General features: G+C 42.0%; 16 protein-coding genes. 5 read left to right on the forward strand and 11 right to left on the reverse strand.

Going from position 1 to position 14760, the window contains the following annotated elements; all coding sequences use genetic code 11:
* Positions 1 to 11: 11 nt before the first annotated feature.
* The 3 genes from isdC to N521_RS04280 form a co-directional block, all read right to left on the reverse strand.
* Positions 12 to 668: a heme uptake protein IsdC gene (gene isdC, locus N521_RS04270; RefSeq protein ID WP_035389934.1), complete on the reverse strand. Its 657-nt coding sequence runs from the start codon at positions 666 to 668 to the stop codon at positions 12 to 14.
* A gap of 20 nt (positions 669 to 688) precedes the next feature.
* Positions 689 to 1147, reverse strand: a complete 459-nt coding sequence (locus tag N521_RS04275; protein ID WP_007497924.1) for an NEAT domain-containing protein — start codon at positions 1145 to 1147, stop codon at positions 689 to 691.
* A gap of 372 nt (positions 1148 to 1519) precedes the next feature.
* On the reverse strand, positions 1520 to 1852 hold the full coding sequence (locus N521_RS04280) for a winged helix-turn-helix transcriptional regulator (protein ID WP_007497926.1): 333 nt from the start codon (positions 1850 to 1852) through the stop codon (positions 1520 to 1522).
* Positions 1853 to 2031: 179 nt separating this feature from the next.
* Here N521_RS04280 and N521_RS04285 point away from each other — a divergent pair, with 179 nt between their 5' ends.
* From N521_RS04285 to fosM, 4 genes are all read left to right on the forward strand, one after another.
* Complete coding sequence (locus N521_RS04285; protein ID WP_035389936.1) at positions 2032 to 2925, forward strand: VOC family protein; 894 nt, start codon at positions 2032 to 2034, stop codon at positions 2923 to 2925.
* Positions 2903 to 3664 (forward strand): GTP cyclohydrolase II, encoded by a 762-nt coding sequence (locus N521_RS04290; protein WP_035389938.1) that lies wholly within the window; start codon positions 2903 to 2905, stop codon positions 3662 to 3664. The genes N521_RS04285 and N521_RS04290 overlap by 23 nt, the downstream gene beginning before the upstream one ends.
* Complete coding sequence (ribD, locus tag N521_RS04295; protein ID WP_035389940.1) at positions 3651 to 4742, forward strand: bifunctional diaminohydroxyphosphoribosylaminopyrimidine deaminase/5-amino-6-(5-phosphoribosylamino)uracil reductase RibD; 1092 nt, start codon at positions 3651 to 3653, stop codon at positions 4740 to 4742. Before N521_RS04290 ends, ribD begins: the two co-directional genes overlap by 14 nt.
* Before the next feature lie 64 nt (positions 4743 to 4806).
* Positions 4807 to 5229: a FosM family fosfomycin resistance protein gene (gene fosM / locus N521_RS04300; protein ID WP_035389942.1), complete on the forward strand. Its 423-nt coding sequence runs from the start codon at positions 4807 to 4809 to the stop codon at positions 5227 to 5229.
* A gap of 966 nt (positions 5230 to 6195) precedes the next feature.
* Here fosM and N521_RS04305 read toward each other — a convergent pair.
* The 7 genes from N521_RS04305 to N521_RS04335 form a co-directional block, all read right to left on the reverse strand.
* The gene (locus N521_RS04305) at positions 6196 to 7050 is read right to left on the reverse strand and encodes a polysaccharide deacetylase family protein (protein WP_035389944.1); all 855 of its coding nucleotides are present in this window, start codon (positions 7048 to 7050) and stop codon (positions 6196 to 6198) included.
* Positions 7051 to 7115: 65 nt separating this feature from the next.
* Entirely contained in the window at positions 7116 to 7445 is a 330-nt protein-coding gene (locus N521_RS04310; protein ID WP_035389946.1) for a PTS sugar transporter subunit IIA, read from the reverse strand.
* Positions 7446 to 7464: 19 nt separating this feature from the next.
* On the reverse strand, positions 7465 to 7788 hold the full coding sequence (locus N521_RS04315) for a PTS sugar transporter subunit IIB (protein WP_008345616.1): 324 nt from the start codon (positions 7786 to 7788) through the stop codon (positions 7465 to 7467).
* A gap of 12 nt (positions 7789 to 7800) precedes the next feature.
* Entirely contained in the window at positions 7801 to 9234 is a 1434-nt protein-coding gene (locus N521_RS04320) for a glycoside hydrolase family 1 protein (RefSeq protein WP_035389948.1), read from the reverse strand.
* Positions 9231 to 10295, reverse strand: a complete 1065-nt coding sequence (gene uxuA, locus N521_RS04325) for a mannonate dehydratase (protein WP_007497943.1) — start codon at positions 10293 to 10295, stop codon at positions 9231 to 9233. The genes N521_RS04320 and uxuA overlap by 4 nt, the downstream gene beginning before the upstream one ends.
* Before the next feature lie 15 nt (positions 10296 to 10310).
* Positions 10311 to 11621: a PTS sugar transporter subunit IIC gene (locus N521_RS04330; protein WP_024719533.1), complete on the reverse strand. Its 1311-nt coding sequence runs from the start codon at positions 11619 to 11621 to the stop codon at positions 10311 to 10313.
* Positions 11622 to 11710: 89 nt separating this feature from the next.
* Positions 11711 to 13669 (reverse strand): BglG family transcription antiterminator, encoded by a 1959-nt coding sequence (locus N521_RS04335; RefSeq protein WP_035389950.1) that lies wholly within the window; start codon positions 13667 to 13669, stop codon positions 11711 to 11713.
* Between the two features lie 137 nt (positions 13670 to 13806).
* Between N521_RS04335 and N521_RS04340 the strand changes: the two genes are divergently transcribed.
* A complete protein-coding gene (locus N521_RS04340; protein WP_017358669.1) occupies positions 13807 to 14004 on the forward strand; it encodes a hypothetical protein in 198 nt (65 codons plus the stop codon).
* Positions 14005 to 14051: 47 nt separating this feature from the next.
* Here the strand turns inward: N521_RS04340 and N521_RS04345 are convergent, their stop codons facing one another.
* Positions 14052 to 14477 carry a YwqH-like family protein gene (locus N521_RS04345; protein WP_007497950.1) on the reverse strand — a complete coding sequence of 142 codons (426 nt, stop codon included), beginning with the start codon at positions 14475 to 14477 and terminating at the stop codon, positions 14052 to 14054.
* Between the last annotated feature and the right edge of the window lie 283 nt (positions 14478 to 14760).

The raw sequence follows: 14760 nt of genomic DNA on the forward strand, positions 1-14760 counted from the left end.
ACTTCCTTCCGTTAATGCTTGATGATCCACTTTCTCGCTAAAAACCCGCCTGAACATAAGACAAGCACAAGGAGCCATCCCATCTGGCTTGTATCACCAGTTTGAGGATTTTCTTCTTGTTTTGTTTTGGTGGATGAATCAGTTGTTTTGTTTGTTTCTTTTGATGATTCTTGATGTTTTGCTGCACCTGCTGTTTCTTTTGAATTGTCAGAAGAAAGTGACTTGATGCTGCTTTCGTCGAATTTCAGCTGGATGGTATAGTCGTGATCATAATCAGCCGATTTGACTGTGACATGGATTTTTGACTTGATTGGTTTAGACAAACTCTGTGCTTGGAATTGAACAAGCCTTGTATTGGCTTTCTTATTCGTTGATAGAACCGTCGTATCGACATAGCCGCCATTTCCTGGCACTTTAAATTCCGTTACCCAGCTGCTGTTTTTAATGGTCATTTGCACAGTCAGCTTGCCATTTTTCACGATCACTTTTGCCGGCTTCAGCCAGTAATCATTTGCCATCGAAACGGCAGTTCCTTCGGCCTTCATCACAGTGTAATTGACGGAGTATGTACCATCATTTAATGAGGCAGCCTGTGCATTTGAAAAAGGCAGTATAAGTGCCAGCAATAATGCAGCCACAAAGGCTGGCATCCTGATCCATTTTTTCATCAGATGAATTTCCTCCCTTTTTATTGAACAGTTGCTGCATCAAACTTGACGCGAATATCGTAATTGCCTGTATATCCAATGACCGGTACAGTCACACTCACTTTAGCTGGTACAACATCTGTCAGGCTGTTGACATTGAACTCTACCGTTCTCTTATTAGCAGCTGTGTTTGTACTGATCACCTTTGCATCTTTGTAGACACCTTGATCCAATGTTTTAAAGCTTGTAATCCAAGAGCTGTTCGTTAACGTGACTTGCGCTTTGATTTTTCCATCCTTCACAACAAGCTTAGCTGGTTTTTCAAAATACGTATTTGCTGTTGACGTTGAATCACTGTCTGCTTTCCATACCACATATTGTGCTGAATATTGACCATCTGCTAAGCCTGCTGCTGAGGCAGAGCTAACCGGGGCTAGAGCAAACAATAGAACAAAGCTAAAGAATAATAAGACGTGTGATGCTGAACGAAGTGATTTCATATATATCCTCCTAATTGATATTGATAATTATTCTCAATAGATAATAAAAAAAATAACCTTTATCAGCGTATGAATCACACTCATAAATGATTATGATAATCATTATCAATTGAGTTTAAAAAATAAATCTTTGCTTTCGACAAGTCAAAGATGTCTGCTGCTACATGATGTAGTGATACACGGTTTAGGTAATCTGTCCCATTCATGATACCATGGCATAACCTCCCCATTCCATTACAGGGAAAAGAACCCTCTTCTCCTTGATATTATATGATGAATGAATTTATTGTCAACATCATTTTTCATACTATTGACTTAGATTTCTGGAAAATCACAAAAAAAAAATCGATCAGGGGCACTGATCGAAATCGATTAAGAAGGGACATGTTCACCCTTTTCACTATTTTTTCGCTCTAAAGACCAAGCATACATTTCCCGTATGACTGGTTCAATTTTCTTTCCTTGTTCTGTTAGTTCATATTCAATCCGCACGGGAATGTCGGGATAAACTTTTTTCTCAACAAGGCCTTCAGCTTCTAAATCTTTCAGCCTTTCTGATAATAACCGTCCGCTGATGTTCATTTCATTTTCAAGCTGACAAAAACGTTTTGGCCCTGTCAAAAGCTGATTGATGATGAGAATCACCCACTTCTTCCCTAAAATCTCCATGGCATCTGTAATTGGGCAGCCATCTACTTGAGCCATACTTTACTCCCTCCTGCTTTTCTCTACTTTTTTTCATTATAACATAATTAATTACTTGAAATAAGTCACTAACTATTATATAGTTTAGTTACTAAAAGTAACAAGGTGATCATTTTTATCAATTTTCAATAAACCATTGAACATGCAGATGCATATAACATGAAGGAGATGACCGAGCTTTGAATACAATAGAGCAGGTAAGATTAGGTGTAACAGAATTACATGTGTCCAGCTTTGAGCGTTCTTTGCCTTTTTATACAGACATTTTAGGTTTTACTTTATTAGAACAGACGGATTCTACTGTCACGCTTGGCAGCAACGCAAAGGAACCAATCCTTGTGCTGAAAGAAGATGTGCAGCTGAAAGAGAAGCCGGATCATGAGCCAGGACTTTATCATTTTGCGGTTTTATTACCTACCAGAAAAAACCTGGGCACATGGCTGGCGCATGTGATCAAAAAAGGCTATCCTTTAATTGGAGCAAGCGATCACTTTTTCAGTGAAGCCATTTATTTAAGTGATCCAGATGGCATCGGCGTTGAGATTTATGCTGATCGTCCTCAGGACATATGGGTAGGTGAGCATGGAGAGCTGAAAGGTGGCGGAAATGCTCCGCTTGATGGAGATGGTCTCCTGCAAGAAGCCGCTGATTCCACCTGGGATGGACTCCCGGCTGGTACAGTCATGGGACACTTGCATTTCCATCTCAACCCAGAAGAAGCCGATTCCTTTTATGTGAACACGCTCGGTTTCCATATCCGAATGGCTCCCCCAGCCAGCTTATTCGTTGCTGGTGGCGTCTATCATCATCACCTTGCCTTTAATGCATGGGGACGCGGGAGAAAAGGAGCCATTGATCCACGTTTTTCAGGAATTAGAAGCTATACACTGGTTTTCCCAAAAGAAAGCGATAGAACATCCGTCGTCGAACGTCTGACAAAAGCAGGCGTTCTCATGAACACGACAGGAAAAAGTAACGAATTTATTGATCCATTTGGCGTTCTCGTTCGTTTACAGATTGAAGAAACAGACAAAAAAGAAGGTGCAGAATATGGACAAACACACAGAGGTTAAAACAGCCATTTTAAAAGATAAAATCAAACGAGTACAGCAAGAAGACGGATTTATATATATCACTGGACCTATTAAACTGCCAGTGAATTTAGACGGTAGAACGGTCATGTTTAACTGGTATTCATGGTTAAAAGACGATGGGAAAGAATCATTATCAGATGAAGCTTTAATCGAAAGCCTTTCCTCCCGTGAACTTGCAGATCACCAGCAATCAAGCGTCCTTGTTTACGGAGATTTCGAACATGCGGATGAAGCGCTGATCCGCATGCATTCCATCTGCCACACCGGCGATATTTTCGGAAGCAAACGCTGCGATTGTGGGTTCCAATTGAAACAGTCTATGCGGATGATTGAGGACAATGGAGCAGGCGCACTGTTTTATTTAGCCAACCATGAAGGACGCGGGATCGGTCTTTTCAGTAAAGCCATGGCCTACATTTTGCAAGAAAACGGCTACGATACAGTAGAAGCGAACGAAGCACTGGGCTTTGAAGATGATACACGTCAATATGAAGAAGCGATTGCTGTTCTTCAAACATTGCGTACAAAGCCAGTCAGACTTATTACCAATAATCCGAAAAAGACGGATGCTATCAGTCATGCAGGCCTTTCTCTTTCTGGACGGATTCCACTTTGGGGTGATGTCTCTGAGTTCAATGAAAAATACTTGCAGACAAAAATTAACCGCTCAGGCCATATGAAGGCGGATCAAGAGGTGCGTACGATTGCCACATCATGAGCGATATATGAAACTAGCCCTTGAAAATGCCGAAGCAATGAAAGGTCAGACATCTCCCAATCCGCTCGTCGGGGCTGTGATTGTGCGAGAAAATGAAATTGTTGGGGTCGGGGCGCACATGAAGGCCGGCGAACCACATGCAGAAATTCATGCACTTAAAATGGCTGGAGACAAGGCAAAAGGCGCCACGATCTATGTGACACTAGAGCCTTGTTCCCACCATGGCCGCACAGGCCCATGCGCTGAAGCACTTGTGAAAGCTGGCGTAGAAAAAGTAGTCGTTGCTGCACTGGATCCGAACCCGCTTGTTGCCGGGCGCGGGATTGCCATTTTACAAGATGCAGGCATTCAAGTCATCACAGGCGTCATGGAGCAGGAATCCATTCTCATGAATGAAGTGTTCAACCACTTTATTACGAAAAAAACGCCTTTCGTGACACTCAAAGCAGGTATTACGTTAGACGGAAAAATTGCATCTGCTACGTCTGACAGCAAGTGGATTACATCAGAAACGTCCCGTTATGATGCACATCACATTCGCAGTATCAACGATGCCATCTTAGTCGGTGCCCAAACCGTCATTCACGACGATCCTTCATTAACAGCACGCATTCCAAACGGTCATCATCCGATTCGAATTGTCTTAGACTCTAAACTGTCTATCCCGCTGACAGCAAAGGTGGTCACAGATCAGATGGCACCAACATGGATTTTCACAACAAAACAAGCCGATGAAGAAAAACGAGCCGCTTTAGAAGCAGCTGGCGTCAGTGTCATCATGACGGATAGCGATATCCGGGTGCCCTTACAAGAAGTACTTCAAGTGCTCGGAGAAAGAAATGTCTCCTCCCTGATGATTGAAGGCGGCGGACAAATCAATGCCTCATTTTTGGAGCAGCAGCTTGTCGATAAACTCGTCATCTACATGGCACCTAAGCTCATTGGCGGACGACTCTCTCCTTCTTTTTTCGGAGGCGAAGGCATACGCCTCATGAGTGATGCAATTGAACTGGAACAGCTCTCTCTTGAACCACTCGGAAAAGATATAAAGATAACGGGTTATCCTGTTTATCAATAAACAACAAAGCTTGTAGATTGAGTCTGCAAGCTTTTTTCTCATCATTGAATTTGAGGTGATTAAATTGAACATCAAAGGAATAAACCATTTATTATTTTCTGTTTCTGATTTAGAGACATCTATTGATTTTTACACAAAGGTCTTTAATGCCAAATTGTTAACAAAGGGCAGAACGACAGCTTACTTTGATTTGAACGGCCTGTGGCTTGCCCTCAATGTAGAAAAAGACATTCCTCGTCAAGACATCCATCACTCTTACACACACATCGCTTTTTCTATTGATGAGGAGGATGTAGATCCAATGCATAACAAACTAAAAGATTTGAACGTCAACATCTTACCAAGCCGGCCAAGAGACGAAAGAGATCAGAAGTCGATTTATTTCACAGACCCTGATGGACATAAATTTGAATTTCATACAGGAACCTTGAAAGATCGATTGGATTATTACAAACTAGAGAAAACACATATGGAGTTTTATGAATGAAACGCAAAGAAAAACAGAGAGGAAACAACAAGGTGCTATTCGTCATTAAATAGGAAAGATGGTAAAATATACATAGAAACGTGTTGCAAACGATGGTCCTCCCCCCTTCCATACTAAAGGTGTTTTTATGCCTAGAAAGGAGGGGTCAGTTTGAGAACAAAACTTGTGCGTTCACGCGTTGAGAGACGCAAAAACAAAAAGAAAAAAGCTTGTACCTGTAAGTACAAGCTTTGGTTCCTTATCTTAAATTCAATCCGAACTCTAGTCCAGTTCATCATATGGATTTTAGATAAGAGAACGTTCTGAATGAACCCTTAAGATGATAATGAAAAATAAAGCGGCACCTTCATTACCCCTAGTCAAGGTAATGCTGGTTCTATCTCGTTTCTGTTTTTTGGAGGGCTGCTTTATTTTTTCATATTATTTCAGTTTATTCCTCACATTTTAAATTTATACATAGAAAAAGCACACGGTAGTCAGCCGAGTGCCCAAATTAAATTTCTTTTCAGTTGTATGGTGAACGTTCAAGAAATTCACCTTGAAGCTCTCGTGCTTCAGTTTGAAAACTAGTTCAACTTAGTCCGAGTTGAACAAAAAACTTGTGCAACAATATGTTACCATAAGTAACAATTTGTTACCATAGTTAAGCTTATTTTTTAATCTTACTTATTCATTTCAAATGCAGAATTTTCATTATTTCAAATAAATTATACAGCTTTTTGTTATGCAATGAATCAAATAAACTGAACAACACTCAAAATAACTTTCAAGTATAATAACCTGTACTTTTCTTCTAAGCCCTCCTACTTTCTATTGGCAACTGTAAGACCTTATTTAGTTAAATAAAAAAGAATCAGTATATAAAAACTGATTCTTTCTGCATACATTTATCTCAAACAAATCGTATTTAATCCACGAAACGTGTCGTAAAATGTTTCATGTGAAACATCTGTGATCTAATATTGATCAATTTCCCTCTATCAGTCTGCCAAAGCTTTCGGGTGAAAGTCCCGGTGAAATGCGCAGGCGGTGTAAGGACATCATACCTTGTTCTTTCTTCGCATGTCCTGGTTCAGTGGTTACAGCCATTTCATATCCTGCTTCCTTCGCCAACTTCAGCGTGTCTTCGTTATAGCGACCGACCGGATAGCTGACCATGATCGTTTGTTGAGAAAACCGCTGGTCAAAGAATACCTTCGATCCTTTTAATTCTTCTTCCTGCTGCTTCTGTGTTAAACGATTGAGTTCTAAATGATGAATGGTGTGACTCTCTATTGAAATACCATGCGCCACCATATCATCCATTTGGGCATCGGTTAAATGATGCGGACGGCCGATGGACTGCTCGATCATAAAAATCGTGGCTTTCATTCCATATTCCTTTAAAATCGGAAATGCCTTTGTGTAGTTATCCGTGTATCCATCGTCAAATGTGATAAGAACATACTTTTCACTTGGTGTCGAATTGGTCGAGAGAACTTGATATGCCTCTTTCGGCGACAGCGTGACATAGCCGTTGTCTTTCAGCCATTTCATATGAGCTGCAAATTCGCTCTTTGGCACACGTAACGAATTACCGCTAGAGATACTGTGATACATCAAGATTGGAAGCGCAACGGGTTCCTTTTGCTGAATCCAGTTTTGTTTGTCTATCTCTGCCGCTTCAATTTGCTGCGTTTCTGTTGTTTCTTTCGTTTGTCCTTGACCCTTTACCTCTTTGATGGCTTGCTGGTTTCCTTCTGTTTGCTGTTTCGTACCCATACAGCCCGAAATGAGCAGCATGACTAAACCAACTGCAAGCCACATACATGTTTTTTTCATTCACCAATCCTGCTTTCTCTTTATCTACCGAATGATTATAACAGAAATTGGTTAATAACTGATATCTATTTTGACAGGGTATACATTTTTTTACACATTTCGATCATTTCAATGGCAAGCAGATGGATGGTCTCTGTTGTGAGCATTTGGTCTTCTGCATGTATGAGCAGTAAAGAAAAGGGAAGCTGTTCCCCTGCCGCCTCTTTTTGTATCAGTGACAAGTGCAGGTCATGGATGCTTCGAAACGCTTCCTCCCCTTTTTCAATCAACTGCTGCGCTGCTTCAAAGTCATCCGCTCTTGCTAGACGAATGGCTTCTACATAATGGCTTCGTGCCTCACCTGCATGGGCAATGATTTGAAAGGCTGCTCCCTGCATTTCCTCTAATACCGTCATCTGCTTCTCCTCCGATTGCTCAAGATTCATTTGCTAGTTTCAGTGCATGTTCTAGAATTTTTTCTCCATTCGCTGTTCCATATAATCTTACATTTACCACATCGACAGGTATATGATAAGGTGCCGCTGTTTTTTCTGCTGCCTTTCTCATAAAGCTAACTTGCGGCCCTAGCAAAATGACCTTTACATCGTCCCCATGCTCTTCTAATTCGTCCGCAATGGCCCCTTCAGGTATCGCATAAATTTCATAATCCAGCCCTTTTCCTTCTGCGGCTGCCTTCATTTTAGATACCACAATCGACGTTGACATTCCTGCTGCACAAGCGAGAATGATTCGCTTCATATCCCATCACTCCTATTGATAAATAAAATCTGGTTCATCCCTTAATTTCCTCGTTTGGATTAATGTCTTGTACCAGTATCCTGACGCTTTCATCTGACGATTCCGTTCATTCTCCAGCTGGATCTCTACTAATCCGTAGCGATTCTTGAATGCATTCATCGGTGAGACATTATCCGTAAAAGCCCACAGCATATATCCCTTGCAGTTTGAACCTTCTTTTTTCGCTTGAAGGGCTTTTTTCAAATGCTGACTGATAAATGAAATTCGGTACTGATCATCAATGATGCCGTCTTCGTTTTTAAACCGTTCTTCCTGCTCGACCCCCATACCGTTTTCAGCCACAAACCACTCGATATTCCCGTATTCCTCTTTTATTCTCATACCCATATCATAGACAATATTCGGATAGATTTCCCAACCTCTGAATGGATTCATTTTTCTCCCTGGGAGCTCAAATAGATCGTAATAATAAGATGGATGAAACGGTGTATTTTCGTTCCAAGCCTTGCTAGGTGCCTTAACGCGATGCGGATAGTATAAATTAAGACCGACCACATCGACTGTATGATCTTTAATGATCTGAAGCTCTTCTTCCGTTGCATCGAAAAGAATGTCATGCTTTTTCAATACATCAAGCAGTTCTTCTGGATACTCGCCTTTAATGGAGGGATCTAAGAACACTCGATTAAAAAACAAATCATACATGCGGGCAGCTTCTTGATCATGTGACGCAGTCGATCTCGCATACGTCACTTCTGGATTGAGAATGACCCCGATTTTTGCACCGGCTGATTCCTTCAAGCCCATTTCCTGAAACAGCTTCACCACTTTTGCTGTCGCCAAGGCTTTATGATAGTTCCACTGCATCCACTTCTTCGTATTTTGCTCGAAAGGATAACGAATAGCATCTAGATACACACGAGTCTGAACAACAATTGGTTCATTAAAGGTAAACCAATGTTTGACCCGGTCTCCATAGCGTTCAAACACCTTTTCTGCATAGAGAACAAACAGATCGACAACATGTTTAGATGACCAGCCGCCGTACTTTTCAAGTAAAACGGCAGGAAGCTCATAATGCTCTAAGCAAAACATCGGCTCTACACCTGCTTCAAGTAATTCATTGATGAAATCATCAATATAACGAGCATAGGTCTCATCTACAATTCCATTCTCGTAATCTATGAGAAATCTCGACCAATTGATCGATGTCCGGTAATGAGATAACCCAATTTCCTTCATAAGGGCGACATCTTCAGGATAGCGCTCGTAAAAATTCGTTGCTCCTGCTGGTCCGTATCCTTCGTGCCATACGTGATACCCCTCCTTATACCAAAGGTCTATATACGAATCCTGATGCGGTTTCTTCCCTTTCCAACCCTCCGTCTGCCAAGCAGAAGCCGCAGCACCTAGAATAAAGTCATTGGGTATGTCGATTTTGTTCATGTTGCCACCTGACCTTTCTTCGTGTGAATTTGAAGTCCTTCCCACATCCCTTGTAAATACATAGCTCCAAGTGCTCGGTCGTATAATCCATAGCCAGGTCTGCCCGTCTCACCAAAGATCATTCGTCCATGATCTGGCCGAACATAGCCAGCAAATCCTTCCTTAAACAATGCGTTCACAATCGCTCCCATATCGAGGCTACCTGCTGACGACAGGTGTGCCGACTCTTCAAAATCACCGTTTTCATACAAATTGACATTGCGTAAATGAGCAAAGTGTATACGCCCTTTTTTGGCATACTTTCTCGCAAGTGAAGGAACATCATTTTTCGCATTACAGCCTAGGGAACCGGAACAAAAGGTCAGTCCATGCTGTGAGCGTTCATCGAGTTGAAGGATACGATCTATTTGTTCTTCACAACTGACAATGCGGGGCAGACCAAATATGTTCCAAGGAGGGTCATCTGGATGCAGTGCCATGTTCATGTTCTCTTCCGCTGCAACTGGAAGGATATTTCCCAAGAAATAGTCTAGGTTCTCAAACAACCCTTCCTCCCCCAATGCCCTGTATGCAGCCATCAACTTTCTCATTTCTTCCTGCGTATAAGACGTATCCCACCCTGGTAAGGAAAGTCGATCTTTTTCTATATCCATCTGTTCAAGCTGATGCTGAAAATAAACAAGAGTCGTCGATTGATCAGCTAGTGGGAAATCGAGCTGTGTTCGTGTCCAATCAAGGACTGGCATGAAGTTATAACAAATGACCTTCACACCATGCCTTGCTAATCTCCGGATATTTTCTTGATAATGCTCGATATAAACATCTCGGCTAGGCTTTCCCAGCTTAATATCTTCATGGACCGGGAGACTTTCTACGACTTCAAAAGCAAGATCATGACGTTCGATTTCCGCTTTTAAATGAGCAATACTTTCCTCCGGCCACAGATCACCAGCCGGCACATCATAGACGGCACTGACAATCCCTTTCATGCCGGGAATTTGCCGAATATATGAAAGGGAGACAGGATCTTCTTTGCCATACCATCTAAATTGCATGTTCATTCATGTGCCCTCCTTCTATTCTGAATCAGGTGCTGCTTCTGGCTTCCGGTTGGACAAGAGGACAAAAGGCAAATAGATGAAAACAGCGACAACAATACAGATGAGCTGTGTGATGACAGCCCCCATACTGCCAGCGGTAGACAGCCAAGCATTCACAATCGGAGGTGTCGTCCACGGCACCATCACCACCGCTTTCCCGGCAAAACCTGTAGCGGTTGCGATATAACCAATCGTACCTGTCACGAGTGGTGTAACGATAAACGGAATCGCCATCACAGGGTTCAACATGACAGGTAATCCGAAAATAACTGGTTCATTGATGTTAAACAGTCCAGGTCCTGATGAAAGCTTGGCAATGCTCCGCATCTCTTCCCTTCTACCCGCTATAAAAATGGCGATCAACAGACCAATCGTCACACCCGAACCACCAATGCTCATATACACATCCCAAAATGGCATCGTGATAATATTTGGAATCTCTTTGCCCTCTTGAAATGCTGTCATATTCACTGCAATTGATCCTAATAACAGCGGCTCGCGAATCGGTTTAATCATTTGGTTGCCATGAATACCGATCACCCAGAAAAATTGAGCCACAAACATTAACGTTAAAATACCAGGCAGTCCCTGCACAACACTTTCAAGTGGACGCTGCACGACGTTATACACCGCTTCATGCAAATAAATGCCTGTCACACGGTGAAACGCAAACCCGAATGAACTAATGATTGTAATCGTAATAATTGATGGGAAAAGTGAAGAAAAAGACGTCGCCACATTTGATGGAACAGAATCTGGCATCTTAATTTGCAGCCACTTCACCTCGGTAAGCTTACAAAAGATCTCTACAGAGACGATGGCAATGATCATACCCAAAAATAAGCTTTTTGGATCGGAGAATTGCCTCGCCAGCACATCGACAACCTCACGCATCGATCCATCGACTTCAAGAAGAAGTGTCGTCGGAATAACGGATATAAATGAAATCAATGCCATTAATCCTGGGAATAATGATTTATGTCCATTGATTTTCCCAAGCTCAATCCCGATGAGGAACACAGCCCCGATCGTTAAAAAGTTCAGCGTGGCATAATTGATTGCCTTCATAATTGGCTGAAGCTCTGCTAAAAACCTGAATATCTCAAAATGGGCAAGCCCCGTTTCCGGGCTCATGATCATATTTGCGACCAGTACAGCAAATGCCCCTGTAATGATGATTGGCATTAATGTGACAAATGCTTGCTTGATCGCCATAATATATTTCTGATTTGTAATACGATAAGCGACATGTCCCATGACGTCGGCCGCTCTCTCTTTAAAGCTCATGATCCGTCTCCCCCTTTACAAAAACTCGTGATCATCCTCCTTATTGATGTTATTTTAAAAGCGCTTTCATTAACATCTAATCTTTTTCCTCACAGATGCGGAAATGGGTGTCCTTTTTTTTCATCTGGCTGTTCCAACACGTGCAGCGCCGCCGTCAGTTCTTCAAATGAAGCAGCTTTGATGATTTGCTCCACCACTTCCTTCTGCTCTGTCAAACGCACAAGAAATTGATAAAGTGACTGCAATTCTTTCTGATACGTCTTCTGTATACTTAACAAACAGACGACCTGTACCCGATCGTCGCCCCACAGCACTGGTTTTCTCAACGTACAGATCGCACAAAACGTATCATCTGTTGCCGGTTTGATTGGGTGAGGGATCGCGACCAAATGACCGAACGACGTAGGTGACACTTCCTCTCTTTCCAGCAATAGCTGTTCAAAATCATCCGGGATTCGGTTTTGTTCCTGCAATACATTCACGAAAAATTGAAGAACCTCTTCCCTTGTTTGTAGATCTTGCTGAAAAAAAGTCATCTTCGGACTGATATATCGCAAGACACCCATTTCTTGTGACCCCTGTACAAATCGTTTCAGCCTCAACATATCGTCTTCACTGAGGATCGTATGTACATCAATCACTGGCACAGGTAGTGTGTTCTGAAGAGGTATGGTACTAATGATCAAATCGATACTTCTCAAGTCATACGACAAAAGGTCACTGACACTTGCAGTTCCAGCAATCTCTAGCCTTTCGCTAAAGGCGGCCTTCAGCTTATGAAGAAGAAGCTGACTGCTCGCGACACCCGTTGCGCACACAATCAAGCATTTTTTTCTCACAGTCTGAGTTTTTGTCCGCTCTATGGCAGCACCAATATGCAGCGCCAAATATCCGATTTCATCTTCATGAATCTCTACATTCTCTTTTTCCTTCAGCCATCTTCCCATATAGACACCTGCTTCAAAAGCAATCGGATAATGCCTTTTTATGTCTGATAAATAGGGGTTACGGATGTTCATATCATATCGGAACCGATGAATCGCTGATCTCAGGTGAAGACTTAGTCCCACAATCAATTCCTTGTCTGTCTGAATATCAAGTGACATGTGCTCTTCGACATAACCAAGTAGTTGGTGAGTTAAACGGAAATGCTCTTCATCAAGCATGTGAAATAGCGTGTGGCCCGTTTCTCCATACGCCATCATTTTTGCACCCATTAAATGAATCGCAATATAGGCCATTTCAGATAATGGAAAATCTATACCGAGTACGTGACGCATATCTTCTGCCATTTGCCTCGCCACTTGAAAAGCGGGCTGTGTTTGAATGTCTTTGAGTTCTCCTTCCGGCATCATCACCAATTTTTTCTCTTCAATTCGTTTGCACGCAATGGCGATATGTGTCACTAAGTTGCTTAAACCGATCTCTGAGACATGAAGGCCGCTTGCCTTTGTACGTGAACGCACCATATCTTGAATCAATTGATACGTTTCTTCAGGTAAAAGGGCAGGGTTCGGATGCTCCTGCTGAAACACATGCTCAGCTAGACAATACCTTAATTTCATTTCATCTCCAGTCAGCCTCAGTCCATATTTAGGTCGGTGTGCAACAGAGAGTCCATGTAAAGAAAATAGATGCTTGACTGCTTTCAGGTCATTTTTCACAGTAGATTCACTCACAAATAATTCCTCGGCCAATTCATCTAATTTCTTATAGTCTTCGGACAACAAAAGCCTTCTCAATAAATAAGAGATACGATCCTCAGGCTGATTTGGAATAACTTGATTCTTTTTTTCATTTCTTTCTCTCATTGAGTTTTTCAAAAAAGTACGAAATGCTCCATAATCTTCGACAGTCAATGTATACCCTGCTCCACGTTTCATATGAAGTGTTGCCCCATGTGCTTCTAATATTGATTTAAGCGCTTTCATATCTGTTCGAACTGTTCGTGATGTGACGCCTATCAGGCGTGCAATTTCTTCACCTGTCAGCTCCTGCTCTGCCTGCATTAACCGCCTCAACAGCTCCTCCTGACGTAGAGATAACATAGACTCCCCTCCCTTGGTCAATTACTTTTGCCTATCATCATAAACGAAAATAGAACTCTTTGCCCAGTTTTTCTTTCCGACCGGGAACTTTGTTATGGCTCAAACGTATGAATATGAAACAAGAGGAGGGATACATCATGTTTGTTATCATCATCATACTAGCTTCTTTAGGCGCCATTACCGCCCACATGTTTACACCAAAAGATAAGCGTTCATCTTCTAAGCATTCTGCACATCACAGTTCAACAACCAGTAACTATACTGATTCGTATACACATCACGCTTCTGATGCCTCCTGCGGTGGTGATTCAGGTGGTAGCGGCGGATGTGACTAAACCAAAAAAAACAGCCGCTTGTTCAGCCGGCTGTTTCGTTTATTTTATTAAAGAGCTTTCCAGCCCCGTTCAATTAAATGTTTGACATCCTTTGCAAAATCCTCGCCTTTTTCCATCACATCTTGGGCTCTTCCTGCAAAATTACTAGCGACAGCGAGTTCCATTTTTTTTAACTCAAAGTGCATAATTTTTTGGTCTATCTCCGTAATATAGGTTTCATACTCATTGTTCACAATGTCGTGCAGCACGTGATAGGCTTCTTTCCGATGACGGTGAAAGTCCGTTCCTCTCTCACCTTTCCATGACGAATCTAGAGCAGGCTTCTTGATTTCCTTTATGTCAGACTGCGCAAGATCTTGTTCTGTTCGAATATTACTTTTGGCTGTCTTTAACCGAGAGATCATTTCGTCAAATTCTGCACGTTTGTTTTCAATCCCCATATGCAGATGATGCAGCATCTCGGATAAACTCATGTCATCCACCTCTATTAGACCTCATAAGAAAGCACGGCGTCAGCGTTTTTGAAACCGGGCAGATCATCTGCTTTTTCCAGTCCTGACATTTCTATCGTTCGCTTTCATTAAGTATAGTATAAGGTGAAAAGCCTTAGGCTTAAATAGGGAAAAGGTGTCCTTTTAACATGGTGTTTGGAAGAAAAACGGAATAATCTAAGGTCATAAATCCCGAATTATATATGAGTCTTTACGACTATATTTTACATCGTACTCAGCTACGCTATCAATAAAACGATTGGGG

The organism is Bacillus sp. UNC125MFCrub1.1 (genome assembly GCF_000701305.1).
Lineage (GTDB): Bacteria > Bacillota > Bacilli > Bacillales > Bacillaceae > Bacillus > Bacillus altitudinis.

Bases quoted from the DNA above. Each gene is read 5' to 3' on its own strand.
- N521_RS04290 (WP_035389938.1), top strand. From the start codon at position 2,903: ATGGACAAACACACAGAGGTTAAAACAGCCATTTTAAAAGATAAAATC.
- N521_RS04305 (WP_035389944.1), bottom strand. From the start codon at position 7,050: ATGAAAAAAACATGTATGTGGCTTGCAGTTGGTTTAGTCATGCTGCTC.
- N521_RS04340 (WP_017358669.1), top strand. From the start codon at position 13,807: ATGTTTGTTATCATCATCATACTAGCTTCTTTAGGCGCCATTACCGCC.
- N521_RS04275 (WP_007497924.1), bottom strand. From the start codon at position 1,147: ATGAAATCACTTCGTTCAGCATCACACGTCTTATTATTCTTTAGCTTT.
- N521_RS04345 (WP_007497950.1), bottom strand. From the start codon at position 14,477: ATGAGTTTATCCGAGATGCTGCATCATCTGCATATGGGGATTGAAAAC.
- isdC (WP_035389934.1), bottom strand. From the start codon at position 668: ATGAAAAAATGGATCAGGATGCCAGCCTTTGTGGCTGCATTATTGCTG.
- N521_RS04315 (WP_008345616.1), bottom strand. From the start codon at position 7,788: ATGAAGCGAATCATTCTCGCTTGTGCAGCAGGAATGTCAACGTCGATT.
- uxuA (WP_007497943.1), bottom strand. From the start codon at position 10,295: ATGAACATGCAATTTAGATGGTATGGCAAAGAAGATCCTGTCTCCCTT.
- N521_RS04335 (WP_035389950.1), bottom strand. From the start codon at position 13,669: ATGTTATCTCTACGTCAGGAGGAGCTGTTGAGGCGGTTAATGCAGGCA.
- N521_RS04330 (WP_024719533.1), bottom strand. From the start codon at position 11,621: ATGAGCTTTAAAGAGAGAGCGGCCGACGTCATGGGACATGTCGCTTAT.
- N521_RS04310 (WP_035389946.1), bottom strand. From the start codon at position 7,445: ATGACGGTATTAGAGGAAATGCAGGGAGCAGCCTTTCAAATCATTGCC.
- N521_RS04280 (WP_007497926.1), bottom strand. From the start codon at position 1,852: ATGGCTCAAGTAGATGGCTGCCCAATTACAGATGCCATGGAGATTTTA.
- N521_RS04320 (WP_035389948.1), bottom strand. From the start codon at position 9,234: ATGAACAAAATCGACATACCCAATGACTTTATTCTAGGTGCTGCGGCT.